Below are 24504 nucleotides of genomic sequence, written 5' to 3' on the forward strand. Positions count from 1 at the left end.
CGGCGCCGCGCGTCAGGCGAACGCCCCGACGCTCTCGATGAACTTGATCACCGAAATCGGTTTCGAGACATAGGCCTCGGCACCCGCGGCGCGGATCTGTTCCTCGTCGCCCTTGCCGGCGTAGGCGGTCACCGCCATGATCGGCACCGCGCGCAGCGTCAGGTCGGCCTTCATCTGGCCGATCAGTTCGAGCCCGCTGACGTGCGGCAGCTGGATATCCATGATGATCAGGTCGGGCGCCAGCTCGCGCGCCTTCGCCAGCGCGTCGCGCCCGTCGCGCACCGGGTGCGCGCTATAGCCATGGGCGTTGAGAAGGTCGCAGAAGAGGCGGAGGTTGAGTTCGTTATCCTCGACGACCAGGACGGTCTTGCCCATGATTATTCGCTTCCCCACCTTGCGTCGGCGGCCGGTTTAGGCGAATCGGCGCGACGATACAATTGCCCTCCCGACGAAGGACGACTGGTCTTGCATGATGCGGACGAAGCGCTGGCGCTGAACGCGCTGGGCTGGATATTGACCGACGAACCGCGCGCCGAGCGGCTGCTCGGCACGACCGGGCTGAGCCCCGAGACGCTGCGCGCCGGGCTCGGCGACCGCGCGACGCTTGCCGCGATTCTCGCCTTTCTCGCTGCGCACGAACCCGACCTTGTCGCGTGCGCCGACGCGCTCGATATCAAACCCGAAACGCTGGCCGCCGCCGCGCACCGGCTCGAAGGCCACGAAAGGACCGCCCCATGACCCGCCCGCTCGTCATCACCGATTGCGACGAGGTGCTGCTGCACATGGTCGTGCCCTTCGCCCAGTGGTGCGACGCCGAACATGGCGTGCTGTTCCGCATGGAGGACGCGAGCTTCGCCAACGCGCTGAAGCGCAAGGAATGCGGTACCCCGCTCGAGGCGAGCGAGGTCTGGCCGCTGCTCGACGGATTTTTCCGCGCCGAGATGGGGCGGCAATATCCGATCCCCGGCGCGCTCGCGGCGATGGCGGCGATTGCCGAACAGGCCGACATCGTCGTTCTCACCAACGTCGGCCCCGAACATCAGCAGGGCCGGATCGACCAGCTCGCGGCGCACGGCTTTCATGCCCCGGTGATCGGCAGCCGTGGCGGCAAGGGCGAACCGGTGCGCCGTCTGGTCGAGGAATATCGGCCGTCGATCGCGCTGTTCATCGACGACCTTGCCAACCATCATCATTCGGTCGCGATCGAGGCCCCCGACGTGTGGCGTCTCCACCTCGTCGGCGAACCCGCGATCGCCGGCAAGATCGCCCCCGCCCGCCATGCGCACGCGCGCATCGACGAATGGGCGGCGGCGCGCGACTGGATCCTCGCGCGCCTTGCCGAAAATGTCGCCGCTCCCGCTCCCGAACAGTGATAAGGAACATGCCCATGGATATCGCCGCCAAACTCGCCGACCTCGGCCTCACCCTGCCCCAGCCCGCCGCGCCGGTCGCCGCCTATGTGCCCGTCGTCGAGCACGGCGGCCTGCTGCACATCAGCGGACAGCTCCCCTTTCGCGACGGGGCGCTGGTCACCGGCCGGCTCGGCACCGACCTCGACGAAGCGGCGGGCTATGACGCCGCGCGCCTGTGCGCGGTCATGCTGACGGCGCAGATCGGCCAGGCGGTCGGCGGCGACTGGTCGCGCGTCGAAAGGATCGTCAAGCTCGGCGTCTACGTCAGCAGCAGCCCCGATTTCACCGCGCAGCCCAAGGTCGCCAACGGCGCGTCGGAGCTGATGGAAGCGCTGTTCGGCGACGCGGGGCGCCATGCCCGCAGCGCGGTCGGCGTCGCGGTGCTGCCGCTCGGCGCCGCGGTCGAAGTCGACGCGATCGTCGCGGTGCGTCCGGCGTAAGGACCGCATGGCCGAGGCCGACCCGCCCCCACGGACAATCTCGCTCGGCACCGGCATCGCCGGTCTCGATGCCGGTGCGTGGGACGCGCTCGCCGGCGGGGGCAACCCGTTCGTCGGCCACGCCTTCCTGTCGCTGCTCGAGCAATCGGGCAGCGTCGGGGCGGGCACCGGCTGGCAACCCGCGCCCCTGCTGGTCGAGGATGACGCCGGCGCGCTCGTCGCCGCGGCGCCCGCCTATCTCAAGGCGCACAGCCAAGGCGAATATGTCTTCGACCACGCGTGGGCCGATGCGTGGACGCGCGCGGGCGGCGACTATTATCCCAAGCTGCAAATCGCGGTGCCCTTCACCCCGGTGCCGGGGCCGCGACTGCTCGCGCACGGCGATGCCGACGCCGCGCTGCTGATCCGTGCCGCCGAAGCGGTGGTGCGCCAGAACGGGCTGTCGTCGGCGCACACGACCTTCGTCGATCCGGCGCAGCTGCCGCTGTTCGAAAGCGCGGGCTGGCTGCTGCGCCGCGACATCCAGTTCCATTTCGCCAATGCGGGCTATGCAGGCTTCGACGATTTCCTCGCAACGCTCAACGCCGCCAAGCGCAAGCAGCTCCGCAAGGAACGCGCGCGCGCGGTCGAGGGCCTGCGCATCGAGCAAGTGACCGGCGCCGCGATCGGGCCCGACCATTGGGACGCGATGTGGCTTTTCTATCAGGACACCGGCGCACGCAAATGGGGGCAGCCCTATCTGACGCGCGAGGCGTTCGACCTGATGGGCGCGTCGATGGCCGACGACATCATCCTCGTCCTTGCCTATGACGGCGATGGCCGCGCGGTCGCGGGGGCGATGCATTTCGTCGGCGCCGACACGCTCTACGGCCGCTACTGGGGCTGCCTCGCCGACATCCCCTATCTCCATTTCGAGCTTTGCTATTATCGCGCGATCGACATTGCGATCGAACGCGGGCTGGCGCGGGTCGAAGCGGGGGCGCAGGGCGGCCACAAGCTCGCGCGGGGCTATGGGCCCGTCGCCACCTGGTCGGCGCATTTTATCGCCGATCCGGGATTTCGGCGCGCGGTCGCCGATTATCTGGAAACGGAACGCCGCGCCGAGGAAGCCGAAATGGAATGGCTAGAAGGGCATCTGCCATTCAGGCGAGCGGATTAGCGCGACCGGCGGGAATTTGGTTCGCATCAAGGCACGAAGATGCCGCGGCGGCTGCGATGCGGCCCTCTCCCTCAACTCGGGAGAAGCAGGGGGCCTGACGGCCCAAGCCAACCTCTTCGTGTCTTTGTGTCTTTGTGCGAAATTTCAGGCCGCGAAGCGCCGTGCCGCCGGGCGGCGGGCGGTCTCGTCGAGCCAGGCGCGCGCCTGGCGCTGCGCTTCGGCGATCTCGTCGCGGCTCATCTCGTCGGACAGGTCGGCGCGGCATTGCTGGCCTTCGCGATTGCCGCCGAGCGCCGCGAGGTTGAACCATTTATGCGCCTGGATCAGATCGACATCGACCCCGCCGCTGCCGGTCGAGAAAGCGATGCCGAGATCGAAATAGGCATTGGCGTCGCCGCGTGCGGCATCGAGCAGCCGGCTTTCGATCAGAAACTGTGCGGACTTCAGACTGTTCGCCATGATAACCCCCTGTCGCCTCCACCCCACATGGAGACCTCGGGACCGAACCTTGCGGATCATGGTCAACAAAACGTTAACGACAAATGCATTTTTTCGGGGATAACCGAAAAAATATCGTAAAAACGGATATTTATCCTTCCGTCACCCCACCGGGTGATTGTCGATCAGCCGCGTCTTGCCGATCCGCGCGGCCGCCAGCAGCCGTGCCGGGGCGCGAAAGGCGGGGAGCCGCTCGAGGCTGGCGGCATCGGCCAGCGCGACATAATCGATGCTGTCGAACCCGCCTGCGAGGATCGCCGCCTCGGCCGCGGCGAGGCTCTGCGCGACGTCGGCGCCGCCCGCGATCGCCGCCGCGGCGGCCTTGAGCGCCGCCGGAAAGGCGGTCGCCGCCGCGCGCTGCTCGGGCGAAAGATAGGCGTTGCGCGACGACAGCGCGAGTCCGTCGGCGTCGCGTGCGATCGGCGCGCCCAAGATATCGAGCCCGAAATCGAGGTCGCGCGCCATGCGACGGATGATCGCGAGCTGCTGCCAGTCCTTCTCGCCAAAGATCGCGATGTCGGGGCGCACCTGGTTGAACAATTTGGCGACCACGGTCGCGACGCCGTCGAAATGCCCCGGCCGTGCCGCGCCGCAATAGTCGGCACCGAGTTCGGCGACCTCGACATGCGTGCCGTGGCCCGCGGGATACATGGTCGCCACATCGGGTGCCCAGAGCAGGCTGACGCCTTCCTGCGCGAGCAGCGCCGCGTCGCGCGCCTCGTCGCGCGGATAGGCGGCGAAATCCTCGTTCGGCCCGAACTGGGTCGGATTGACGAAAATCGACACGACGACATGGTCGGCGACGCGCTTGCCCATGCGGACCAGCGACAGGTGCCCGTCGTGCAGCGCGCCCATCGTCGGAACCAGCGCCACGGCCTTGCCGTCCGCTTTCAGTGCCGTAACGGCACGATGCAGCATGGCGATGTCACGGATGATTTGCACGCTCGCCTGCCCTCCGATATTGGCGACGCCAACGCCACCCCACGCGGCAGCCATGCCGCGCCGACAGGAAAATCGCAACGCCCATGACGACCCCCGTGCCGATGCCCGCGCCGCACCGCATCATCTTTGCCAATGAAAAGGGCGGGACGGGCAAATCGACCTGCGCCGTGCATTTCGCCGTGGCGCTGGCGAGCCAGGGCTGGCGGGTCGCGGGGCTCGATCTCGACCCGCGCCAGCGCACCTTTCACCGCTATCTCGAAAACCGCACCAACACGATGAAACGGCGCGAGATAGCGTTGCCGATCCCGCGCTTCGAGGTGTTCGAAGGGTCGACGATCGAGGAACTCGACGCACAGGTCGCGCGGCTGAGCGCGGGCGCCGACTATTTCATCGCCGACACGCCCGGCCGCGACGACGTCTTCGCACGCCACATGGCGACCAGCGCCGACACGCTGGTCACCCCGATCAACGACAGCTTCATCGACTTCGACCTGATCGGCCAGGTCGATCCCGAAAGCTTTCAGGTCACCCGCCCCAGCTTCTATTCGGAGCTGATCTGGGACACGCGCAAGGCGCGCGCCAAGAGCGACGGGCGGACGATCGACTGGATCATCCTGCGCAACCGCCTCCAGCACGTCGACGCGCACAATATGCGCCGCGTCGGCGAGGCGCTGAACCAGCTGTCACGCCGCGTCGGTTTCCGCGTCATTCCGGGGCTCGGCGAGCGCGTCATCTACCGCGAACTCTTCCCGGCCGGGCTCACCCTGCTCGACAAGGCGCATCTCGGCGGCATGGGAATGGGCCATGTCGTCGCGCGGCAGGAATTGCGCGAAGCGATGGCGGGACTCAACCTGCCCGCGCGCGAACGGCTGCACCCCGACGGCGACCTGTTCGCCGCGGCCTGATCCTTCTCCCCTTTCCCGAAACCAAAGCGAGAGCCGAGCATGACCCCGATCACGACGCATGCCTTCCACCCGACGATGCTGCGCGAATATGACATTCGCGGCGTCGTCGGCGACACGCTGTCGGCGACCGACGCCTACGCCATCGGGCGCAGCTTCGCGACGCTGATCGCGCGCGCCGGCGGGCGCCGCATCGCGGTCGGCTACGACGGGCGCCTCTCGTCACCGAGGCTCGCCGACGCGCTGATCGAAGGGATCAACGCCGCGGGCGTCGACGCACTCAACGTCGGGCTCGGCCCGACCCCGATGCTCTATTACGCCGCGTCAACCGAAGAGGTCGACGGCGGCATACAGATAACCGGCAGCCACAATCCCCCCGATTACAACGGCTTCAAGATGGTGTTTCAGGGACGCCCCTTCTACGGCGCCGACATCGCGGGCATCGGCGCCATGGCCGCGGCGGGTGACTGGGAAAGCGGCGAGGGATCGTCGGAGAACATCGACATCGTCGACGCCTATGTCGACCGGCTGGTCGAGGGTTTCGCCGGCGGCGCGTACCGCATCGGCTGGGACGCCGGCAACGGCGCCGCGGGCACGGTGATCGAAAAGCTCACCGCGCGGCTGCCCGGCGAGCATTTCCTTCTCTACACCGACATCGACGGCCATTTTCCGAACCACCATCCCGATCCGACCGAAGAGAAGAATCTGGCCGACCTGCGGGGGCTCGTCGCCGAGAGGAACCTCGATTTCGGCGTCGCTTTCGATGGAGACGGCGACCGCATCGGCGCGATCGACGGTGAGGGCCGGGTGATCTGGGGCGACCAGCTGCTCCAGATCTACGCCGCCGCGGTGCTCGCCGACCGCCCGGGCGCGACGGTGATCGCCGACGTGAAGGCGAGCCAGGCGCTGTTCGACCGCGTCGCAGAACTCGGCGGGCAGCCCTTGATGTGGAAGACCGGGCACAGCCTGATCAAGGCCAAGATGAAGGAAACCGGCTCTCCGCTCGCGGGCGAGATGAGCGGGCATATCTTCTTCGCCGACCGCTATTACGGCTATGACGACGCGCCCTATGCCGCGGTGCGGCTGATCGAGGCGGCCACCAAGCTGGGAGCGAGCGTCACCGACCTGCGCGGTGCGATGGCGCCGATGGTCAACACCCCCGAGCTGCGTTTTCAGGTCGACGAGGTCCGGAAATTCGCCATTGTGGACGAAGTTCTCGCGCGCCTCTCCGAAGCCGGGGCCCGCGTCGACCGCACCGACGGCGCACGCGTGCTCACCGACGACGGCTGGTGGCTGCTTCGCGCGTCGAACACCCAGGACGTGCTCGTCGCCCGCGCCGAGGCGAAGGACGAGGCGGCGCTCGCGCGGCTGATGGCGGCGATCGACGAACAGCTCGCGCTGTCGGGGGTCGTGCGCGGCGAAACGGTCGGTCATTGAGTGCCGGCGCCGGCGTTGGGAATCCCCCCCGATGGCGCGCAACCAGAGGGATCAGATCGCCGTCCGCCGCAATTCCACCCTGCAAAAATCTTGCCAGATTGACGCTACCGCCGCTCCTCGGTTAATCCACCGCGCATGACCGACGAAACCAATCTGGCCACGCCCCCCGCCCCCGGCGACCACGGCGTCGCCGAGCATGTCTCGCACGTCCAGCAGGATGCGGCGGCGGGCAACGGCCTCGCGGTCATCTCGATCGCCAAGAGCTACGACAAGCGCGTCGTGCTCTCCGACGTGTCGCTGTCGGTCGGCAAGGGCGAGGTCGTCGGGCTGCTCGGCCCCAACGGCGCGGGCAAGACGACCTGCTTCTATTCGATCATGGGGCTGGTGAAGCCCGACGCCGGGCGCATCATGCTCGACGGCGCCGACATCACCGCGCTGCCGATGTACCGCCGCGCAATCCTCGGCCTCGGCTACCTGCCCCAGGAAACCTCGATCTTTCGCGGCATGACGGTCGAACAGAATATCGGCGCGGTGCTCGAACTCGCCGAACCCGACCGGATCGCGCGCGAACGCCGGCTCGAGGAGCTGCTCGACGAATTCGGGCTGACCCGGCTGCGCAGCGCCGCGGCGATGGCGCTGTCGGGCGGCGAACGGCGCCGCGCCGAAATCGCGCGCGCGCTCGCCGCCAACCCGTCGATCATCCTGCTCGACGAACCCTTTGCGGGCATCGACCCGCTGTCGATCAGCGACATCCGCGACCTCGTCGCCGACCTCAAGACGCGCGGCATCGGGGTGCTGATCACCGACCATAATGTCCGCGAGACGCTCGACCTCGTCGATCGCGCCTGCATCATCTACGACGGCAAGGTGCTGCTCGCGGGATCGCCCGCCGAGCTCGTCGCCGACCCCGAGGTGCGGCGCCTCTATCTCGGCGAGGGTTTCTCCCTGTGATGCGGTGACACGCTGATGGCGTTGGGTCCGCGCCTCGATCTCCGCCAGTCGCAATCGCTGGTGATGACGCCGCAGCTCCAGCAGGCGATCAAGCTGCTCGCGCTGTCGAACCTCGAGCTCGACGCCTATCTGGCCGAAGCGCTCGAGGGCAATCCGCTGCTCGACACCGCGCCGCCCGACGGCGACACCGGCCCCGACGACACCCCCGGCGACGCGCCCGCGATCGAGGCCGGGTCGCTCGACGCCGATCAAGCGCTAGCGGCCGACAGCGGCACGCGCGACGACCTCGACGTCGACTTCACCGAGGAACGCTTCCACCACGACAGCGCGAGCGACAGCGTCGGCCTGTCGGGCGGCGATAGCGACGGCATCGATTTCGACAGTTTCGCGGACCATGAAGGCACGCTCCACGACCATCTGCTCGCGCAGGTCGGCGAACGCTTCGACGGGATCGAGGCGATGGTCGCGGCACAGCTCGTCGCGCTGATCGACGAGGCGGGCTATCTGCGCGCCGACCTCGCCGACCTCGCGCAGCGGCTCGGGGTGCCGCTCGCGCTGGTCGAAGCGGTGCTCGCCGGCGTGCAGGGCTTCGACCCCTCGGGGGTCGGCGGGCGCGACCTTGCCGAATGCATCGCGATCCAGGCGCGCGAGGCCGACCGCTACGACCCTGCGATGGCGACGATGATCGCGCACCTCGATCTCGTCGCCAAGGGCGCCTTTCCGCAGCTCAAACGCATCTGCGGCGTCGACGACGAGGATCTCGCCGACATGATCCGCGAGCTGCGCGGCTACGACCCCAAGCCCGGGCTGCGCTTCGGCGGCGGCGCCGCGCAGGCGGTCGTTCCCGATCTCTACATCCGGCGGACCGCCGAAGGCTGGGCGGTCGAGATCAACGGCGGAACCCTGCCGCGCCTGCTCGTCAATCGCCGCTATTACGCCGAACTGACGCAGGGCGCGGCCGCAAAGAGCAAGGCGTGGCTCTCCGAACAGCTCGCGGGCGCCAACTGGCTCGTGCGCGCGCTCGACCAGCGCCAGCGCACGATCGTCAAGGTCGCAAGCGCGATCGTCAAGCAGCAGGAGGGCTTCTTCCTCCACGGCGTGTCGCACATGCGCCCGCTGACGCTGCGCCAGGTCGCCGAGGACATCGGCATGCACGAATCGACCGTCAGCCGCGTGACCAGCAACAAATATCTGAGCTGCGCGCGCGGGCTGTTCGAACTCAAATATTTCTTTTCGTCGGGTATCTCGGCAACCGAAGGCGACGGCGCGGTGTCGGCCGAGGCGGTCAAGAGCCGGATCAAGGCGATGATCGAGGCCGAGGACGCCAAGGCGATCCTGTCCGACGAGACGATCGCCCAGAAATTGTCCGCCGAAGGCCACGACATCGCGCGCCGCACCGTGGTCAAATATCGCGAGGCGATGGGGTATGGCTCGTCGGTGCAGCGGCGCCGGCAGAAGGCGCTCGCGGGATGAACATCCGCCGAGCCCGGGGGCGGACCGGACCCCCGCTAACCGATTGCTAACCACGCCGCGCCTAGTTTTTCCGCGCAAAGGAGCCGCGCCCCCGTGACCGAAACCTCCCCGCCCCATCCCTTCACCATCCTCGTCACCGGCGGCGCCGGCTATATCGGCAGCCATGCGGTGCTCGCGCTGCTCGATGCCGGCTGGCGGGTGGCCGTGCTCGACAATCTCGTCACGGGCTTTCGCTGGGCGGTGCCCGCCGGCGCGGCCTTCTACGAGGGCGATATCGCCGACGCCGCGCTCGTCGCGCGCATCGTCGCCGAACAGGGGGTGGGCGCGATCATGCATTTCGCGGGGTCGGTCGTGGTGCCCGAATCGGTCGCCGACCCGCTCAAATATTATGACAACAACAGCGCGCGCAGCCGGTCGCTGATCGCCAGCGCCGTCGCATCGGGAGTGCGCCACTTCATCTTCTCCTCAACAGCCGCCACCTATGGCATTCCCGACAGCGTGCCGGTGCGCGAGGACGCGCCGCAGCGGCCAATCAACCCCTATGGCATGTCGAAGCTGATGACCGAGGCGATGCTGGCCGACGTCGCAGCGGCGCACGATTTCAACTATTGCGCGCTGCGCTATTTCAACGTCGCGGGCGCCGACCCCGCGGCGCGCAGCGGCCAGTCGACCGCGGGCGCCACGCATCTGATCAAGGTTGCGGTCGAGGCCGCGCTGGGCCAGCGCAGCCATGTCGACGTCTTCGGCACCGACTTCGACACCCCCGACGGCACCGGGGTGCGCGACTATATCCATGTCAGCGACCTTGCCGCGGCGCATCTGCTCGCGCTCGACGCGCTGATCGCCGACCCGGCCACCAGCCACAGGCTCAACTGCGGCTATGCCCGCGGCTTTTCGGTGCTCGAAGTGCTCGACGCGGTCGACAAGGCGACGAATCGCCCGATCGAGCGGCGCATGGGGCCCCGCCGCGCGGGCGACCCCGACGCGCTCGTCGCCGACAATGGCGCGATTCGCGCCGCCTTCGGCTGGCAGCCGCGCTATGCCGACCTCGACACGATCGTCGCCCACGCGCTGGCGTGGGAACGCGCGCTGGTCGAACGGCGCGGCGCGGCCTGATAGGTCCCCCGCCGCGTACGCGGCGATGTTTTGCCCCCAACCCCCGTTGACTTTCGGGCTGCTTCGCCATAGTTGCGCCGCTTCGCGTGCAACGCCAAGTTTATCGGACAAGAACCATGAAGATTCGCAACAGCCTGAAGTCGCTGAAGGACCGCCACCGGGACAACCGCGTGATCCGCCGTCGCGGCCGGACCTATGTGATCAACAAGACCAACCGCCGTTTCAAGGCGCGCCAGGGCTGATGCCCTTGCGCGGGGCGTTTCCGCCCCGTTTGCTTTTGCTGAACAGCGTAACGCCGTCGGACCCTTCCGGCGGCGCTTTCGCGTACCCGGAGGCGAAATGATCGACCGCTGCGTGATCTTCGATGTCGGGCGTGTCCTCTTCGACTGGGACCTGCGCTTCCTGTTCGCAAAGCTGATCGCCGACGAAGGCGAGCTCGAATGGTTCGTCACCCATGTCGTGACGCCGCAGTGGCATTTCCAGCACGACGCCGGCCGCCCGCTCGCCGAGATGCTTCCCGAACTGAAAGCCGAATTCCCCGATCATGGCGCGCTGATCGACGCCTATGCGACGCGCTTCAACGAGACGATCCCGGGTCCCGTGCCGGGCAGCCTCGAACTCGTCGAACGACTCGACGCCGCGGGCGTGCCGCTCTTCGCGATCACCAATTTCGGCCATGACTTCTGGGAAGCCTTCCGCCCGACCCAGCCGGTGTTCGACCGCTTCCGGGGCATCATCGTCTCGGGTACCGAGAAGCTGATGAAGCCCGACCCCGCGATCTACACCCTCGCGATCGAGCGATTCGGCATCGACCCCGCGGGCGCGCTGTTCATCGACGATGTTGCGAAGAACATCGCGGGCAGCGAATCGGTCGGGATTGCCGGGCATGTGTTCAAGGACGCAGCCACGCTGGAGCGCGAGCTGGGAGCACGCGGATATCTGCCCTTCCGGTGAGTCGGGCGGACCGCCTTGCACGCCTCGATGGGCGCCGCGAAGAGCTGGAAGCCGAGTACCGGCTCGTGCTGATCGAAGCGCTACGCAAGGTCGCGGCAGGATCATGGGGCCTGTTCGGGCACAATCAGGACCGCTGGACCCGTGAGAAATGGGCGCCCGTCGTGACCGACCTGTGCGACCGCGGTCAGGAAATCGATCGGATGCGGGATCAGCTCGGCCTCCAGCCGTTCGCCCTGCACGAAGCGTTCGAGGCGTCGCGCGGGCCGGTTCCATCGAACGCCCCCGGCGAGCCGAAACAAGCGAAGGCCTGGCGCGAGCAGCTCGGAGAGGACATTTAGAGCATCGTGCGTTAAATTCGCGTCATCTCTAAACCCGTTTGTGCTGAGCTTGTCGAAGCACCGTTCTTCTTCTTCACCGTTGAAAGAAAGAACGGCCCTTCGACAAGCTCAGGGCAAGCGGAAGCGGGGGCAGCGCGTATTCGCAAAGGGCAGTCTACAATGTCCCCAATCCGACCATTTCCAGGAATTTGTCAAAACTGGATGCGACAAATACTGCGCTCTTGAGTCCTGCCACCATATCGACCGTAACAACAGGCGACGGCAGATTTTGGCGTAGATCGATTGCGAGATACTCGCCCCCCGCCATTGCCGCCGAAGACAAACAGGACGTCCGCCTCTGATCGCTCAAAACTGCCGCCGCTCCGCAGCCTTTCTATCGCCTCTTCGGCTGAATCGAGGCAAAAATAGAGCGGCGAAACTGGCAGTGACCCTTCGCCGCCATCACTGAAGGACAGAAGCGTGAAGTAGCTGGCCGGGATCCCAACCGGGGCAGCCTTACGCAGCTCATCAAGCGTTCCGGGCAGCGCGCCCGGAACTCCGTACCATTCGCGTCCTTCAAACATCGCTGTTCGCCCTATTTCTCCACCCCCAGCTGGGTCAGTACGAACGCAAACTCCTCGGCATCCTCGCGCAGCGCGCCCCAGCGGCCCGACTTGCCGCCGTGTCCCGCGCCCATATTGGTGCGCAGCAGCAGCGTCGTGTCGTTGGTTCGCGTCGCGCGCAGCTTCGCGACCCACTTCGCCGGTTCCCAATAGGTCACGCGCGGGTCGTTGAGCCCCGCCGACACCAGCATCGGCGGATAGGCTTTCGCGGTGACATTGTCGTACGGGCTGTAGCTCAGCATATAGTCGAACGCCGCCTTGTCGGTGATCGGATTGCCCCATTCGGGCCATTCGCCGGGGGTCAGCGGCAGCGTTTCGTCGACCATCGTGTTGATCACATCGACGAAGGGCACCCCCGCGAGCACCGCACCCCACAGTTCGGGTGCCTCGTTGTAGACCACCCCCATCACCTGTCCGCCCGCCGAGCGGCCCTCGACCGAAATCTTGCCGGCACTCGTATATTTCTTGTCGATCAGGCCTTTGGCGACGTCGATGAAGTCGTTGAACGTGTTCTTGCGCTCGGTCGTCTTGCCCGCGAGATACCAGCCGCGGCCCATATCGTCGCCGCCGCGAACGTGCGCGATCGCATAGATCATTCCGCGATCGACAAGGCTGAGGCGCGTCGTCGAAAAGCCCGGCGGGACGCGGTAACCGTAGGAACCATAGGCATAGAGGTGCATCGACGCGCTGCCGTCGCGCTTCGTGCCCTTCTTGTACACGAGCGAGGCGGGAACCATCGTCTTGCCGTCGCGGCTCGGCAAATTCACCCTTTCGGTTACATATTGCGTCGAATCATAACCCGAAGGAATTTCCTGTACCTTCAGCGTTTCGAGTTTTCCGCTCGCCAGATCATAGTCATAGACGGTGTCGGGAGTGACCATCGATTCATAGTCGATGCGCAATTTGTCCTGATGATATTCGGGATTGTCGCCGAGCCCCGCGACATAGGTCGCCTCGGGGAATTTGATCCGGCCGGGGGTCAGCGGCGTATCATATTTGCGGATATCGACCTGATCGAGCCCGTCCTCGCGGCTTTCGAGCACGAAATAGTCGCGGAACACCGAGAAGCCGGTGATGTAGCTATGGTCCGATCCGGGAATCAGCGTCTTCCAGTCACCCGGCGCCCTGATGCTCGCCGTGGCGACGCGGAAGTTGGGATGTTCGTCGTTGGTGTGGATGTAGAGCGTGCCGTCGCGCTCATCGACGCTGTACTCGCGGCCCTTCTTCCGCGCCGACACGAGCTGCATCTTCGCCTCGGGATTGTCGGCGGGGAGCAGGTAGACCTCGCTCGTCTCGTTGTCGCCCGTCGCGATCACGATATAATTGTCTGCGGCGGTCTTGCCGATCCCGACCCCGAAGCCGATGTCGGCTTCCTTGTAGAGCAATTTGTCGTCGGCCACAGGCGTGCCGAGCTTGTGCAGCCGGACATTGTCGGTGCGCCAGTTCTCGTTGGCGAGGCCATAGAGGATCGCGTCGCCCGCCGACGTCCAGACGAGCGACGACAGCGTGCCCGGGATGACGTCGGGCAGCATTGCGCCGGTCTCGAGGTTGCGGATGCGCGCCTCGAAGCGTTCGGAGCCATTGTCGTCGAACGAATAGGCCATCAGCTTGCCGTTCGGGCTGACCGAGACTTCGGCGAGGCGGAAATATTCCTTGCCCTCGGCCATCGCGACCTCGTCGAGGATCAGCTGCGTATCGCCGGCGCCCGATGCGGGTTTGCGATACCATTTCTTATATTCGGCGCCCTCTTCATATTCGACCCAGTAGAGCCAGTCGCCGTCCTTCTGCGGCACGCTCGAATCGGCCTCCTTGATGCGCCCCTTCATCTCCTGGAAAAGGGTTTCGACCAGTTCGGCGTGCGGCTTCATCGCCGCGTCGAACCAGGCATTCTCGGCCTTCACATAATCGAGGATGTCGGCGTCATCGACCACCGGATAGCTCGGGTCGCGCAGCCAGTGCCAGGGATCCGACAGCGTCTTGCCGTGCAGCACCATTTCGTGCGGGCGCTGCTGGGCGACGGGGGCCGCGGACGGCGCGGGGGTCTCGTTGGTCAATGCACTCTCTTTCTCTTCGGCCAAAGCGCCGGGGATCGCGACAAGCGGGGTGGCAATTGCCGCCATAAACATCCAAATAGCGCGCATCGAAAAACTCCCGCGGAGCCGCCCCCGGTGGGCAGGATCGCCAGCGATGTAGGAATAAGGAAGCAACCATGTCCAGCCCCGTTCATGCCGAGCGCCTCGCGCGGGTCCGCGCCGAACTGGCCGCCCGCGGCCTCGACGGCTTCATCGTGCCGATCAGCGACGAACATATGAGCGAATATGTCGGTGACTATGCGCAGCGCATGGCATGGCTGACCGGCTTCGGCGGCTCGGCGGGAACCGCGGTGGTGCTGCCCGCCAGGGCCGCGGTGTTCGTCGACGGGCGCTACACGGTGCAGGTCCGCGACCAGGTCGACGGCGCGCTCTTCGACTATGTCGGGGTGCCGCAGTCGAGCATCGCCGAATGGCTCGGCGCGAATGTCGCCGCGGGGCAGACGATCGGCTACGACCCCTGGCTGCACGGCATCGACTGGGCGCGCGCGCTCGACAAGGCGCTGCAGGCCAGGGGCGCCACGCTCGTCGCGGTCGACGCCAATCCGCTCGACGCCGCGTGGGATGACCAGCCCGCGCCGAGCGACGCCGTCGTGAGCGTCCACGACGCCGCACTGGCCGGCCAGAGCGCGGTCGAGAAACGCGAAATCATCGCCGACTGGCTGAAGGCCAAGGGGCTCGACACGACGGTGATGACCGCGCTCGATTCGATCGCCTGGACCTTCAATATCCGCGGGACCGACGTCAGCCACACGCCGGTCGGGCTCGCCTTTGCGCTGCTCCATGCCGACGCGACCGCCGACCTGTTCATCGCGCCCGAAAAGATCACCGACGCGGTGCGCGCGCACCTCGGCAACAGCGTCCGCATCCACGATCGCAACGCTTTCGAGGCCGCGCTTGCGGACCTTGCGGGCAAGAAGGTCGCGGTCGATCCCGACCGCGCGGTCGCGGCGATCTTTACCGCGCTCGAAGCCGCGGGCGCGGAGATCGAACGCCACCGCGACCCCGCGGTGCTGCCCAAGGCGATCAAGAACAGCGTCGAACTGGGCGGCACCCGCGCCGCGCACATCCGCGACGGCGTCGCGGTCTCGCGTTTCCTCCGGTGGATGGAAGCGGTCGCGCCCGAGGGCGGGCTCGACGAACTGGGCGCCGCGGCGAAGCTGCGTGCCTTCCGCGACGAGGGCGGCGCGCTCAGGGACCTGTCGTTCGACACCATCTCGGCCGCCGGCCCCAATGGCGCGCTGCCGCACTACAAGGTCGACGAAACCACCAACCGCGCGATCGAGACCGGCACGCTCTATCTCGTCGATTCGGGCGGCCAATATGCCGACGGCACGACCGACATCACGCGAACGATCGCGATCGGCCAGCCTACCGCCGAGATGCGCCGCCGCTTCACCCAGGTGCTCAAGGGGCATATCGCGCTCGCGACCGCACGCTTCCCCAGGGGGACGCGCGGCAGCCAGCTCGACATCCTCGCGCGGCAATATCTCTGGGCCGACGGGGTCGATTATGCGCATGGCACCGGGCACGGCGTCGGCACCTATCTGGCGGTGCACGAAGGACCGCAGCGCATCGCCAAGCCGTCGGGCGGGCAGGCCGGGACCGAGGAGCCGCTGCACGCGGGCATGATCCTCTCGAACGAGCCGGGTTACTACAAGGCGGGGCATTTCGGCATCCGGATCGAGAATCTGGTGATCGTGACCGCGCTCGCGATCGACGGCGCCGAGGAAGAAATGCTGGGGTTCGAGACGATCACCTTTGCGCCGATCGCGCAGGATCTCGTCGACGCGTCGCTGCTGTCGGCGGCCGAAGCCGACTGGCTCGACGCCTATCACGCCGCGACGTTCGACAAGCTGGCTCCGGGGATGGACGATGGCGATCGCGACTGGCTCGCGACCGCCTGCGCACCGCTCGACCGCACCCCCGCCGCGCTCGCCGCCTGATCGCGCGATGACATCCCCCCGCAGCGAGGTGCCGCTCGGCGATTTCCGCGTCCACGAGACGGTGCGCGTCCGCTTCAACGAGATCGATGGCCAGAATATCGTCTTCAACGGCCATTATCTCGTTTACGCCGACATCGGCGTGACCGAATATTTTCGCGCGCTCGGCGAGGGGCAGCCGGGGCCCTATTTTCACCAATATGGTACAGATATCCGCGAAACGCATTGCGAGATCGATTATCATGCCCCGGCGCGGCTCGACGAGCTGATCACCATCGCCGCGCGCGTCAGCCGCTTCGGGCGCGACAGTTTCACGCTCCATTGCGGTATTTTCCGGGGAGAAGAGCGCCTCACCGACATCGAGATCGATTATGCCCATCTCGATCTCGACAGCGGACAACCGACGCCGCTGCCGGGGAGCTTCATCGCCGAGGTGCGTCGGTTCGAAAAACGCACCCCCATACAGGCCTGATCGGTTCGCCGGCGCCCTATCACATTGAAAACAGGTGGAGGCGCTGTTCAACGCCCAAACCGGAGACGCAAAAAAAGGGCCGCCCCGAGGGGCGGCCCGTGAAAGTTTTGGGAGAGGATGCCTAAAAGGCAAGTGTGATATTGCACTGCACAATCGATTCCGCAACTGCGAAATAAGCATCCGTAGTTGCATTTTTTGCAATCACTGTCGCCGGGGTTGCACACGGTGCATTCGCGTCGCCCCTCGCAAATTGCCGCGACATCGCCTAAATTATGCGCATGCGCATGTTCAGCAAACCCGACCTTGGCGGCGGCCTCTCCGATTTCTGGGGCTATATCCGCGAACCGCGCCCGCATCGCTGGGCGATCTGGGGGGTCGCAATCGCGCTGACCTACGTCGTGTTCAGCGGCGTGTCGCAATATCTGATCCCCTATGAAGAGCCCAAGGCGCAGATCATCTATTTCGAAAACTGGTCGGCAAAGCGCAGCGATGCCGAGATTCGCGCCGACTGGGTCGCCCGCGCGAAGGAGACGACGCGCCGCAACGCCGAGAAGCGCGCCGAATATCAGCGCCTCGCCGACATGATGGGGGTCGAATATGATTCGGCCGAAGCCGACAAGGTGACGCGCGAAACGCTGGGCGACGAAGCCGCGGCCAAAGCGAAGAAAAAACCGGCGCCGGTCCAGACGCGCTCGACGCTCGCCGAACGCGCGGCCCGCGGACCGCAGCCCGCCGCGGTCGCCCCGAAGAACCCCGACTGACCTTCGCGATGCCGCGCCCGCCCGCCGACGCCGACTGGATGGCGGCCGCGATCGCGCTGTCGCTGCGCGGGCGCCCCGCGTCGGCGCCCAACCCCAATGTCGGCTGCCTGCTGGTCCGCGAGGGCCGGGTCGTCGGGCGCGGCTGGACCCAGCCCGGCGGCCGTCCGCATGCCGAGGCGATGGCGCTCGCCGCCGCCGGCGCAATGGCGCGCGGCGCGACCGCCTATGTCAGCCTCGAACCCTGCGCCCACGCGAGTCCGCGCGGCCCCGCCTGCGCCGATTCGCTGGTTGCCGCCGGGGTCGCGCGCGTCGTGATCGCCGCGCAGGATCCCGATCCGCGCACCGACGGGCGGGGGATCGCGCGGCTGCAGGCGGCGGGAATCGAGACCGTCCTCAACCTCGCGCCCGCCGCCGCGCGCGCCGCGATGGCGCCCTGGTGGACGCGGCGCACCGCCGGACGACCCTTCGTCACCCTCAAGCTCGCGACCTCGCTCGACGGATGCATCGCGCTGGCCGACGGGACAAGCCGATGGATCACCGGCGCGCGCGCGCGCGCGCACGGCCATCTCGAACGCGCGAAGCACGAGGCGATCCTCGTCGGTCGCGGCACGCTCGACGCCGATTCGCCGCGCCTCGACGTCCGTCTGCCCGGGCTCGAAGACCGCAGCCCGCGCAAATTTCTGCTCACCCGCGGCGAGGCCCCCGACGGCTGGACCGCGGTGGCATCGCCCGAAGCGATCCCCGATATCGATTCGCTGCTCGTCGAGGGCGGCGCCGGCGCGGCCGCCACCTTCCTCGCTGCCGACCGCGTCGACCGGCTGCTGCTCTATCGGGCGCCGATCCTGATCGGCGCCGGCCGCGCCGCGCTCGGCGACATCGGGCTGGCCGGTCTCGACACGGCGCACGGCCGCTGGCGCCTCGCCGACAGCCGCGCGCTTGGCAGCGACCAACTCGACGTCTACGAGCGGACGCGAAGGGAATAGCGACCTATGTTCACCGGCATCATCACCGACATCGGCACCATCCGCAACCGCGAGGATCGCGGCGATACGCGGCTCGTCATCGGCACCGTCTACGACGTCGACGGCATCGATCTCGGCGCTTCGATCGCCTGTTCGGGCGCGTGCCTGACGGTGGTCGACAAGGGGGTCGACGAAGGCAGCAACGGCCCGGGTGGATGGTTCGCGGTCGACGCGAGCGCCGAGACGCTCGCCTGCACCGCGCCCGGCATGTGGGACGCCGGCCGCCGTCTCAACCTCGAACGCGCGCTCCGGGTCGGCGACGAACTCGGCGGGCATATCGTCACCGGCCATGTCGACGCGGTGGGGCGGATCGTGTCGGTCGCGCCGGCAGGCGACAGCGTCACCGTCACCGTGTCGGCCCCCGCGACGCTGGCGCCGCATATCGCGCCAAAGGGTTCGATCACCCTCGACGGCGTATCGCTGACCGTCAACAATGTCGCCGACCAGGCCGACGGCAGCGCGCATTTCACGCTCAACATCATTCCGCACACACAGGCGCTAACGACGCTCGGCGAGGCGGTGGCAGGGCGCCCGGTCAATCTCGAGATCGACATCCTCGCACGCTATCTCGCGCGGATGCAGGCACGCGGATAGGACGCGCATCGACGAGGGAGAGCGGCCGCATGACCGGGACGACAGGAGGATCCTGCCTGTGCGGCGGCATCCGCTTCGCCATCGACGGGACAATCGGACCCGCCGGGCAATGCCATTGCTCGAAATGCCGCAAGGTATCGGGCACCGACGGCAATGCGGTCTTCTACGCACCCGCCGCGGCCTTTCGCTGGCTGGCAGGCGAGGAACGGATCCGGCGCTTCGCCGTTCCCGACGGCGGCGGCTGGGCGGCGCATTTCTGCGGCCGGTGCGGCAGCCCGGTGCCGCTGCCCGCTGGCGACGGCAAATTCTTCTTTGTCCCCGCGGGGCTGCTCGACGACGATCCCGGGTTTCGCGGCTATGCCGCGCATATCTTCGTCGGCTCGAAGGCGCCCTGGGTGTGCATCACCGATTCGGCGCCGCAATATGAGGCGGGTTTCGATTCGGCGCGGATCGATTCCGCCTAGCCTTCGGTCCATCCCGCCGCCAGCTCGGGGTCGGCCGCCAGCATCGATCGCCGCATCGCCAGCCGCCCGATCCTCAGCAGTTCGGCCTTGCGCCGCGCGGGCGCGAGGGTGCAGCTCGCGGCTTCGCGGACCACCGCGGCGCCATAGCGATCGGCGACGATCAGTCCCGACGTTTCGGGACGGTAGTCAGGGGTGTCGAGGATCGCGGGGTCGAGCCCCGAAGCGAGCGCCCAATAGAAGCGGTCGCACCAGTCGCAATAGTCGGGCCATTTGCCGTCGCCGTGCAGGTCGGCGCGGCTGACCTTGATCTCGACGATGGTGATATGGCCGCGGGCATCGATCGCGGTGAGGTCGGTGCGCCGCCCGTTGGGCAGCGGCACTTCGGGAATCGCGACGAGCCCCTGCTGCGCGAACAGCCGGCACACGCCGCGCGCGACATCGGCGGCGGTCAACAGATCACCGGCCATCGGATCGATACGTGGTAAAAGCCATCATTCCCCAACCGCAGCCCCGAGCCTGTCGAAGGGCGCCTATCCCGAGAAGCGCCCTTCGACAGGCTCGGGGCTGCGGTGAAAAATCAGCTGCCGCGTCGGGCGCTCAGAAGGGAACGTCGTCGTCCAGATCGTCGTCGAACGGCGGGCGACCACCGCCCGAACCGCCACCCGACGACCCGCCGCCGCCCTGATTCCAGCCGCCGCCCGAGCTTCCGCCCGACGACCCGCCGCCCTGGTTCCAGCCACCGCCACCGCCGCCGCTGCCCCAGTCGTCACCGCCGCCGCCGCCACGCGAACCGCCACCGCCGCCGGGGGCGCCGTCGAGCATGGTCAGATTGCCGCCCATGCCCGCGATCACCACCTCGGTCGTGTAGCGGTCGTTGCCGTCGCGATCCTGCCATTTGCGGGTACGCAGGCTGCCTTCGATATAGACCTTCGAGCCCTTTTTCAGATAGCGTTCGACCACCCCGACCAGCCCGTCGCCGTTGATCACGACATTGTGCCATTCGGTGCGCTCCTTGCGCTCGCCGCTCATCCGGTCCTTCCACTGTTCGCTGGTCGCGATGCGGATATTGGCGATCTTGCCGCCGTTCTGGAACGACTTGATTTCGGGATCGGCGCCCAGATTGCCGATGAGAATTACCTTGTTGACGCTGCCAGCCATTGCCGTTCCGTTCCCGCTGATTGAGAGGACGATCAGCCGAGCCCGAAAGCGACCGCCGTCCAGTAAGTGATGCCTGCTGCGGCATAAGCGAGCGCGAACAAATAGCCAACCATGAACATGGGCCATTTCCACCCGTTGGTCTCGCGCCGCGTGATCGCGATCGTCGAAATGCACTGCGGTGCAAAGACGAACCAGGCGAGGAAGGCGAGCGCGGTGGCGAGGCTCCACTTGCCCTGCAGCCGCTCGCCGAGCGACTGCGCGACCGCTTCCTCGTCGTCGCCCGCGTCGATCGCATTGGCGGTCGCCATCGCCGATACCGCGACCTCGCGCGCCGCCATCGCGGGAATCAGCGCGAGCGCGATGTCGTGGTTGAAACCGATCGGCTTGACGACGACCTCGAGCCCGCTCGCGATGCGTCCCGCGACGCTGTAGTCGACCTGGCTCTCGCCCTCGGGCGCCTGCGGGAAGGTGAGCAGCAGCCAGAGGACGACGGTGGTCATCGCGATGATCGTCCCCGCGCGGCGCAGGAAGATCCACGCGCGTTGCCACAGGCCGATCGCGATGTCGCGCAGCCGCGGCATCTGGTAGCGCGGCATTTCCATCATGAAGCCCGCCGAGCGCCCCTTCGCCACCGTGCGGCGCAGCACATAGGCGACGACCAGCGCACCGACGATTCCCGACAGATAGAGCCCGAACAGCACGAGGCCCTGCAGCCCGACCGGCGAGCCGCCGACGGTCTGCGCCGGGATGAACGCGCCGATGATCAGCGCATAGACCGGAAGCCGCGCCGAACAGGTCATCAGCGGCGCGATCAGGATCGTCGTCAGCCGGTCCTTTTCGTCGGGGATCGCGCGCGTCGCCATGATGCCGGGGACGGCGCAGGCGAAGCTCGACAGCAGCGGGATGAAACCGCGCCCCGACAGGCCGACCTTGCCCATCAGCCCGTCCATGAGGAATGCCGCGCGGGTCATGTAGCCCGACGCCTCGAGCAGCAGGATGAAGAGGAAGAGGATCAGGATCTGCGGCAGGAAGACGATCACCGCGCCGACCCCGGCGAGCAGCCCCTCGACGACAAGCCCGCGCAGGAAATTGTCGGGGAAGGTCGCGACCACCCATTGCTGGATCACGCCGATCCCGCCCTCGAGGAAGTCGGCGGGCGCCTCGGCGGCGGCGTAGACCGCCTGGAACATCACGAACATCAGCGCGAGCAGGATGACGAGCCCGAAAATCGGGTGCAGCACGACATTGTCGATCCGCTGCGTCCAGCGGCGCACCTGCGTCTCGTCGAGGATCGCCGCGCGCGCGATCGCGCGGGCACGCTGGTGCAGCGTCGCATCGTTCGTCTCCGCGGGCACCGCGGAACCGCGCGCGGCATGCGACCGGATCGCGCCGTCGACCGCTTCGAGCAGTTCGGCAAGGCCGCGCTTGCGCACCGCGACCGTCGGCACGACGGGCACGCCGAGTTCCTGCGACAGCCGCGCCGCGTCGAGCGTCAGCCCGTCGCGTTCGGCGAGGTCGACCATGTTGAGCGCGACGACGGTCGGCAGCCCCAGCGCGAGCAGTTCGAGCGCGAAGCAGAGGTGATTGTCGAGGTTCGCGGCGTCGAGCACGACGACCAGCGCGTCGGGGCGTGCCTCGCCCTCGCGCCGGCCGAGGATGACGTCGCGCGTCACCGCCTCGTCGAGGCTCGACGGCGTCAGGCTGTAGGTGCCGGGCAGGTCGATCAGCGCGATCGGGCGTCCGTCGGCGAAATTCGCATGGCCAGTCTTCCGTTCGACGGTGACGCCCGGATAGTTGGCGATCTTCTGCCGCGCGCCAGTCAGCGCGTTGAACAGGCTCGACTTGCCGGCATTGGGATTGCCGACGAGCGCAATCGAAGGGATCGCGCCAGTCATGCCGCCGCCTCGACCGCGATCGCCGCGGCCTGCCGCGCGCGGATGATCACCTTCATGCGCCCGACGACGAGCGCGAGCGGATCGCGCGAAAAGATGCTGCCGCGGTGCAGCGGGGTGACTTCGCACCCTTCCATCAGGCCGAATTCGCGCAGGCGGCGCCCTTCGTCGTCGGACATCGCATCCCAGTCGACGCGCGCGATCCGGACCGCGACGCCCAGGGGCGCCCGATCCAGCCTGTTCTCGAGCAAAGCAGTCATTTGCGAGCGATTATCAATAACGACAGGGGAGCGCCAGCCCTCCTTTGTAATTTTTGATTACCGCCCCGGGTAGCGCAGCCGCCCGACGAAGCGCGCGAGGCTCGGGCGTTCGATGCTGCGCGCGGCGCGGCGATGCTTCCAGCTTTCGAAACGCATCACCCCGTCGATCCGCCGTGCGAGGAAAGCGCGCGTGTCGGCGAGTCCCTCGCTCTCGTCGTTGAGCAGCACCGCCATCGTCGCGCCATAGACGCTGCCGAGGATCGCGCGCTTGCTGTAGTGATTATAGTCGGTCGCCGTATCGCCCGCGAGACGCCACATGGCGTCGGCGGCGCGCCAGCCGAGCTTCGCGGCGAACGGCACATTGGTCGGCAGCGCCAGCAGCGCCAGCGCGCGGCGCAGCGCCTCGCGATTCGGCGCGAGCAGGTCGATCCGCGCCTCGACCAGCGTGGTGATCCGCTCGCGAATCTTGAGGGCCGCCAGCCGCTCGGCGGGCCATTGCGCCGCCATCGCCGCGTCGACATCGGCAAACCAGGCATCGACCATGTCGCGCGCGCCACCGGGAAAGGCGAGCCGCGCGACGTCGGGATCGACCCCGGCGCGCCCCGCGGCGTCGCGCAGCGCCGCCTCGCCGAAGCCGTCGAAGGCGGCATTTTGCACGATCAGCGGCGCGAGCGCAGCGCGAATCTCGTCGAGCGTCGGGTCGGCGGGAAGGAGGACAGCCATGTCCGTCAGATAGGCCGTTCGGCGCGGCTCGGCAACCGGATCAGCACCAGCGCCGCGCCGACCATCACCCCGCCCACCACGTCGACCGCGGTCAGCGTCTCGCCGAAACCGATCCACCCCGCCAGCGCGGCGACCGCCGGCTGGACGAGCAGGGTGAGCCCGATGATCAGCGGCGAAAAGCGCGGCAGCGCCCAGATCAGCAGCCCCTGCCCGACGATCTGGCTCGACAGCGCGAGCGAGATCAGCGGTGTCCAGTCGGTCGGCAGGAACGCCTCGCCCAGCGCCGCCGAGGTCAGAAAGAGGATCGGCAGCCCGGTCGCAGCCGAAATGCTGAGCGCCGACCAGGGGCCGATATCGCCGCGCACCCGCTGCATCAGCAGGACATAGCCGGTGTAGAGCGCCCCCGCGAGCAGGCTCAAGAGATCGCCGACCAGATAGTCGGGCGACAGTTCGTAGCTTTGCCCCATCAGCAGGATCGACCCCGCAAAGGCGAGCAGGATCGCGATCGCCTGCCATCCGCGCGGCAGCGCACGCGCGAGCATGATGCTCCAGATCACGAGCAACAGGCTCGCGGCATTGCCGAACAGCGTGGCATTGGCGACCTTGGTCTGGAGGATGCCGAGATGCCAGGCGGCCAGGTCGAGCGCGAAGAAGACTCCGGCACCGACCGCGATCGACAGGTTGCGCGACGACGGCCAGCCGCCGCCCTCGCGCCGTGCGAGCAAGAGGAGCAGCGGCAGGGCCAGCGCGAGCCGCCAGAATCCCGACGCGACCGGGCCGGTATCGGCGAAGCGCACGAGCATCGCACCGAAGGCCAGCGCCAGGTTGCCGCCGAGCAGCGCCAGAAAGGCCCAGCGTCCGGGCTGTGTCGCTGCACTGTCGTCGATCACCGCTTGCCTCG

General features: G+C 67.5%; 29 protein-coding genes. 18 read left to right on the forward strand and 11 right to left on the reverse strand.

Annotated elements, in window-relative coordinates; all coding sequences use genetic code 11:
- Positions 1-12 precede the first annotated feature (12 nt).
- Positions 13-375, reverse strand: a complete 363-nt coding sequence (locus EAO27_RS17295) for a response regulator (RefSeq protein WP_242772272.1) — start codon at positions 373-375, stop codon at positions 13-15.
- Positions 376-465: 90 nt separating this feature from the next.
- Between EAO27_RS17295 and EAO27_RS17300 the strand changes: the two genes are divergently transcribed.
- From EAO27_RS17300 to EAO27_RS17315, 4 genes are read left to right on the forward strand one after another with little or no spacing between them, the layout of a single operon-like run.
- The gene (locus EAO27_RS17300) at positions 466-738 is read left to right on the forward strand and encodes a DUF3572 family protein (RefSeq protein ID WP_242772275.1); all 273 of its coding nucleotides are present in this window, start codon (positions 466-468) and stop codon (positions 736-738) included.
- Positions 735-1373 (forward strand): HAD family hydrolase, encoded by a 639-nt coding sequence (locus tag EAO27_RS17305; RefSeq protein WP_242772278.1) that lies wholly within the window; start codon positions 735-737, stop codon positions 1371-1373. The genes EAO27_RS17300 and EAO27_RS17305 overlap by 4 nt, the downstream gene beginning before the upstream one ends.
- Positions 1374-1387: 14 nt before the next feature.
- Entirely contained in the window at positions 1388-1852 is a 465-nt protein-coding gene (locus EAO27_RS17310) for a RidA family protein (protein WP_242772288.1), read from the forward strand.
- A gap of 7 nt (positions 1853-1859) precedes the next feature.
- Positions 1860-3011, forward strand: coding sequence for a GNAT family N-acetyltransferase (locus EAO27_RS17315; RefSeq protein WP_242772291.1), 1152 nt, complete (start codon positions 1860-1862; stop codon positions 3009-3011).
- A 144-nt stretch (positions 3012-3155) separates the two neighbouring features.
- Here EAO27_RS17315 and EAO27_RS17320 read toward each other — a convergent pair whose 3' ends face one another.
- Positions 3156-3470, reverse strand: coding sequence for a hypothetical protein (locus EAO27_RS17320; RefSeq protein WP_242772294.1), 315 nt, complete (start codon positions 3468-3470; stop codon positions 3156-3158).
- Between the two features lie 141 nt (positions 3471-3611).
- Positions 3612-4451: a pantoate--beta-alanine ligase gene (gene panC / locus EAO27_RS17325; protein WP_242772301.1), complete on the reverse strand. Its 840-nt coding sequence runs from the start codon at positions 4449-4451 to the stop codon at positions 3612-3614.
- A gap of 83 nt (positions 4452-4534) precedes the next feature.
- Here panC and EAO27_RS17330 point away from each other — a divergent pair, with 83 nt between their 5' ends.
- The 8 genes from EAO27_RS17330 (at position 4535) to EAO27_RS17365 (ending at position 11622) form a co-directional block, all read left to right on the forward strand.
- Positions 4535-5356 (forward strand): division plane positioning ATPase MipZ, encoded by an 822-nt coding sequence (locus EAO27_RS17330; RefSeq protein WP_242772304.1) that lies wholly within the window; start codon positions 4535-4537, stop codon positions 5354-5356.
- Between the two features lie 39 nt (positions 5357-5395).
- A complete protein-coding gene (locus EAO27_RS17335; RefSeq protein ID WP_242772306.1) occupies positions 5396-6790 on the forward strand; it encodes a phosphomannomutase/phosphoglucomutase in 1395 nt (464 codons plus the stop codon).
- Between the two features lie 135 nt (positions 6791-6925).
- Positions 6926-7741 carry an LPS export ABC transporter ATP-binding protein gene (gene lptB / locus EAO27_RS17340; protein ID WP_242772323.1) on the forward strand — a complete coding sequence of 272 codons (816 nt, stop codon included), beginning with the start codon at positions 6926-6928 and terminating at the stop codon, positions 7739-7741.
- Positions 7742-7756: 15 nt separating this feature from the next.
- Complete coding sequence (gene rpoN / locus EAO27_RS17345; protein WP_242772331.1) at positions 7757-9214, forward strand: RNA polymerase factor sigma-54; 1458 nt, start codon at positions 7757-7759, stop codon at positions 9212-9214.
- Positions 9215-9307: 93 nt separating this feature from the next.
- On the forward strand, positions 9308-10330 hold the full coding sequence (galE, locus tag EAO27_RS17350) for a UDP-glucose 4-epimerase GalE (RefSeq protein ID WP_242772334.1): 1023 nt from the start codon (positions 9308-9310) through the stop codon (positions 10328-10330).
- A gap of 116 nt (positions 10331-10446) precedes the next feature.
- Positions 10447-10572, forward strand: coding sequence for a type B 50S ribosomal protein L36 (ykgO, locus tag EAO27_RS17355; protein ID WP_003046794.1), 126 nt, complete (start codon positions 10447-10449; stop codon positions 10570-10572).
- A 97-nt stretch (positions 10573-10669) separates the two neighbouring features.
- Positions 10670-11284: an HAD family phosphatase gene (locus EAO27_RS17360; RefSeq protein ID WP_242772337.1), complete on the forward strand. Its 615-nt coding sequence runs from the start codon at positions 10670-10672 to the stop codon at positions 11282-11284.
- Positions 11281-11622, forward strand: a complete 342-nt coding sequence (locus EAO27_RS17365; RefSeq protein WP_242772340.1) for a hypothetical protein — start codon at positions 11281-11283, stop codon at positions 11620-11622. Before EAO27_RS17360 ends, EAO27_RS17365 begins: the two co-directional genes overlap by 4 nt.
- A gap of 191 nt (positions 11623-11813) precedes the next feature.
- On the opposite strand, the gene EAO27_RS17370 is transcribed toward EAO27_RS17365, so the two are convergent.
- Together EAO27_RS17370 and EAO27_RS17375 are read right to left on the reverse strand one after the other, a co-directional pair.
- Positions 11814-12185, reverse strand: coding sequence for a hypothetical protein (locus EAO27_RS17370; protein WP_242772343.1), 372 nt, complete (start codon positions 12183-12185; stop codon positions 11814-11816).
- Between the two features lie 11 nt (positions 12186-12196).
- Positions 12197-14218, reverse strand: coding sequence for a S9 family peptidase (locus EAO27_RS17375; protein ID WP_242780631.1), 2022 nt, complete (start codon positions 14216-14218; stop codon positions 12197-12199).
- A gap of 215 nt (positions 14219-14433) precedes the next feature.
- On the opposite strand from EAO27_RS17375, the gene EAO27_RS17380 reads away from it, so the two are divergent.
- From EAO27_RS17380 to EAO27_RS17405, 6 genes are all read left to right on the forward strand, one after another.
- Positions 14434-16260 (forward strand): aminopeptidase P family protein, encoded by a 1827-nt coding sequence (locus EAO27_RS17380; RefSeq protein WP_242772346.1) that lies wholly within the window; start codon positions 14434-14436, stop codon positions 16258-16260.
- A 7-nt stretch (positions 16261-16267) separates the two neighbouring features.
- The gene (locus tag EAO27_RS17385) at positions 16268-16729 is read left to right on the forward strand and encodes a thioesterase family protein (protein WP_242772351.1); all 462 of its coding nucleotides are present in this window, start codon (positions 16268-16270) and stop codon (positions 16727-16729) included.
- Between the two features lie 284 nt (positions 16730-17013).
- The gene (locus EAO27_RS17390; RefSeq protein WP_242772353.1) at positions 17014-17490 is read left to right on the forward strand and encodes a hypothetical protein; all 477 of its coding nucleotides are present in this window, start codon (positions 17014-17016) and stop codon (positions 17488-17490) included.
- Between the two features lie 38 nt (positions 17491-17528).
- Positions 17529-18473, forward strand: a complete 945-nt coding sequence (gene ribD / locus EAO27_RS17395; RefSeq protein WP_242780634.1) for a bifunctional diaminohydroxyphosphoribosylaminopyrimidine deaminase/5-amino-6-(5-phosphoribosylamino)uracil reductase RibD — start codon at positions 17529-17531, stop codon at positions 18471-18473.
- A gap of 6 nt (positions 18474-18479) precedes the next feature.
- Entirely contained in the window at positions 18480-19106 is a 627-nt protein-coding gene (locus tag EAO27_RS17400; protein ID WP_242772356.1) for a riboflavin synthase, read from the forward strand.
- Between the two features lie 29 nt (positions 19107-19135).
- A complete protein-coding gene (locus tag EAO27_RS17405) occupies positions 19136-19570 on the forward strand; it encodes a GFA family protein (protein WP_242772361.1) in 435 nt (144 codons plus the stop codon).
- On the opposite strand, the gene EAO27_RS17410 is transcribed toward EAO27_RS17405, so the two are convergent.
- The 6 genes from EAO27_RS17410 to EAO27_RS17435 all read right to left on the reverse strand — a co-directional run bounded on the left by EAO27_RS17410 (position 19567) and on the right by EAO27_RS17435 (position 24493).
- Positions 19567-20037, reverse strand: coding sequence for an MmcB family DNA repair protein (locus tag EAO27_RS17410; protein ID WP_242772363.1), 471 nt, complete (start codon positions 20035-20037; stop codon positions 19567-19569). The two genes, EAO27_RS17405 and EAO27_RS17410, sit on opposite strands and share 4 nt — an antisense overlap.
- Before the next feature lie 130 nt (positions 20038-20167).
- Positions 20168-20728 (reverse strand): single-stranded DNA-binding protein, encoded by a 561-nt coding sequence (gene ssb, locus EAO27_RS17415; protein WP_242772365.1) that lies wholly within the window; start codon positions 20726-20728, stop codon positions 20168-20170.
- Positions 20729-20760: 32 nt separating this feature from the next.
- On the reverse strand, positions 20761-22623 hold the full coding sequence (locus EAO27_RS17420; protein ID WP_242772367.1) for a ferrous iron transporter B: 1863 nt from the start codon (positions 22621-22623) through the stop codon (positions 20761-20763).
- The gene (locus tag EAO27_RS17425; protein ID WP_242772369.1) at positions 22620-22880 is read right to left on the reverse strand and encodes a ferrous iron transport protein A; all 261 of its coding nucleotides are present in this window, start codon (positions 22878-22880) and stop codon (positions 22620-22622) included. The genes EAO27_RS17420 and EAO27_RS17425 overlap by 4 nt, the downstream gene beginning before the upstream one ends.
- 57 nt (positions 22881-22937) lie before the next feature.
- Positions 22938-23603, reverse strand: a complete 666-nt coding sequence (locus EAO27_RS17430) for a COQ9 family protein (RefSeq protein ID WP_242772371.1) — start codon at positions 23601-23603, stop codon at positions 22938-22940.
- Positions 23604-23608: 5 nt separating this feature from the next.
- Positions 23609-24493, reverse strand: a complete 885-nt coding sequence (locus tag EAO27_RS17435; protein ID WP_242772373.1) for a DMT family transporter — start codon at positions 24491-24493, stop codon at positions 23609-23611.
- Between the last annotated feature and the right edge of the window lie 11 nt (positions 24494-24504).

Source organism: Sphingopyxis sp. YF1, from assembly GCF_022701295.1.
Taxonomy (GTDB): domain Bacteria; phylum Pseudomonadota; class Alphaproteobacteria; order Sphingomonadales; family Sphingomonadaceae; genus Sphingopyxis.

Bases quoted from the DNA above. Each gene is read 5' to 3' on its own strand.
- EAO27_RS17380 (WP_242772346.1), top strand. From the start codon at position 14,434: ATGTCCAGCCCCGTTCATGCCGAGCGCCTCGCGCGGGTCCGCGCCGAA.
- ssb (WP_242772365.1), bottom strand. From the start codon at position 20,728: ATGGCTGGCAGCGTCAACAAGGTAATTCTCATCGGCAATCTGGGCGCC.
- EAO27_RS17315 (WP_242772291.1), top strand. From the start codon at position 1,860: ATGGCCGAGGCCGACCCGCCCCCACGGACAATCTCGCTCGGCACCGGC.
- EAO27_RS17330 (WP_242772304.1), top strand. From the start codon at position 4,535: ATGACGACCCCCGTGCCGATGCCCGCGCCGCACCGCATCATCTTTGCC.
- ribD (WP_242780634.1), top strand. From the start codon at position 17,529: ATGGCGGCCGCGATCGCGCTGTCGCTGCGCGGGCGCCCCGCGTCGGCG.
- EAO27_RS17400 (WP_242772356.1), top strand. From the start codon at position 18,480: ATGTTCACCGGCATCATCACCGACATCGGCACCATCCGCAACCGCGAG.
- EAO27_RS17295 (WP_242772272.1), bottom strand. From the start codon at position 375: ATGGGCAAGACCGTCCTGGTCGTCGAGGATAACGAACTCAACCTCCGC.
- EAO27_RS17420 (WP_242772367.1), bottom strand. From the start codon at position 22,623: ATGACTGGCGCGATCCCTTCGATTGCGCTCGTCGGCAATCCCAATGCC.
- rpoN (WP_242772331.1), top strand. From the start codon at position 7,757: ATGGCGTTGGGTCCGCGCCTCGATCTCCGCCAGTCGCAATCGCTGGTG.
- EAO27_RS17375 (WP_242780631.1), bottom strand. From the start codon at position 14,218: ATGGTGCTGCACGGCAAGACGCTGTCGGATCCCTGGCACTGGCTGCGC.
- EAO27_RS17370 (WP_242772343.1), bottom strand. From the start codon at position 12,185: ATGTTTGAAGGACGCGAATGGTACGGAGTTCCGGGCGCGCTGCCCGGA.
- EAO27_RS17410 (WP_242772363.1), bottom strand. From the start codon at position 20,037: ATGGCCGGTGATCTGTTGACCGCCGCCGATGTCGCGCGCGGCGTGTGC.
- EAO27_RS17405 (WP_242772361.1), top strand. From the start codon at position 19,136: ATGACCGGGACGACAGGAGGATCCTGCCTGTGCGGCGGCATCCGCTTC.
- ykgO (WP_003046794.1), top strand. From the start codon at position 10,447: ATGAAGATTCGCAACAGCCTGAAGTCGCTGAAGGACCGCCACCGGGAC.
- lptB (WP_242772323.1), top strand. From the start codon at position 6,926: ATGACCGACGAAACCAATCTGGCCACGCCCCCCGCCCCCGGCGACCAC.
- EAO27_RS17360 (WP_242772337.1), top strand. From the start codon at position 10,670: ATGATCGACCGCTGCGTGATCTTCGATGTCGGGCGTGTCCTCTTCGAC.
- EAO27_RS17425 (WP_242772369.1), bottom strand. From the start codon at position 22,880: ATGACTGCTTTGCTCGAGAACAGGCTGGATCGGGCGCCCCTGGGCGTC.
- EAO27_RS17335 (WP_242772306.1), top strand. From the start codon at position 5,396: ATGACCCCGATCACGACGCATGCCTTCCACCCGACGATGCTGCGCGAA.
- EAO27_RS17305 (WP_242772278.1), top strand. From the start codon at position 735: ATGACCCGCCCGCTCGTCATCACCGATTGCGACGAGGTGCTGCTGCAC.
- EAO27_RS17390 (WP_242772353.1), top strand. From the start codon at position 17,014: ATGTTCAGCAAACCCGACCTTGGCGGCGGCCTCTCCGATTTCTGGGGC.
- EAO27_RS17385 (WP_242772351.1), top strand. From the start codon at position 16,268: ATGACATCCCCCCGCAGCGAGGTGCCGCTCGGCGATTTCCGCGTCCAC.
- EAO27_RS17430 (WP_242772371.1), bottom strand. From the start codon at position 23,603: ATGGCTGTCCTCCTTCCCGCCGACCCGACGCTCGACGAGATTCGCGCT.
- EAO27_RS17320 (WP_242772294.1), bottom strand. From the start codon at position 3,470: ATGGCGAACAGTCTGAAGTCCGCACAGTTTCTGATCGAAAGCCGGCTG.
- EAO27_RS17310 (WP_242772288.1), top strand. From the start codon at position 1,388: ATGGATATCGCCGCCAAACTCGCCGACCTCGGCCTCACCCTGCCCCAG.